Source organism: Halomonas sp. ATBC28 (assembly GCF_005937175.1).
Taxonomy (GTDB): Bacteria; Pseudomonadota; Gammaproteobacteria; order Pseudomonadales; family Halomonadaceae; genus Vreelandella; species Vreelandella titanicae.
Map to the genome: position 1 here is coordinate 1 of NZ_VCQL01000198.1, position 391 is coordinate 391.

Sequence of the window (391 nt, forward strand, 5' to 3'; positions counted from 1 at the left end):
GTACGCCGCCGCCCAGTTCGGCCGCGTCGACATCCTGGTGAACAACGCCGGCATCCAGCACGTCGCGAACGTCGAGGATTTTCCGGTGGAGAAGTGGGACGCGATCCTGGCGATCAACCTGAGCAGCGCCTTCCACACCACGCGGCTCGCGTTGCCGGCGATGAAGGCCGCCGACTGGGGCCGCATCGTCAACGTGGCTTCGGTGCACGGCCTCGTGGGTTCGGCGCAGAAGTCGGCCTACGTGGCCGCCAAGCACGGCATCGTCGGCTTCACCAAGGTGACGGCGCTGGAGACCGCGGCCACGGGCGTGACCTGCAATGCGATCTGCCCGGGCTGGGTGCTCACCCCGCTGGTGCAGAAGCAGGTGGACGCCAAGGCCGCCGAACACGGC

At 68.5% G+C, this 391-nt stretch carries 1 protein-coding gene; it reads left to right on the forward strand.

What is annotated here, in order from left to right:
* Positions 1–391: SDR family NAD(P)-dependent oxidoreductase (locus E0L35_RS26025; protein WP_138801771.1), on the forward strand; the 391-nt coding region annotated here is incomplete at both ends.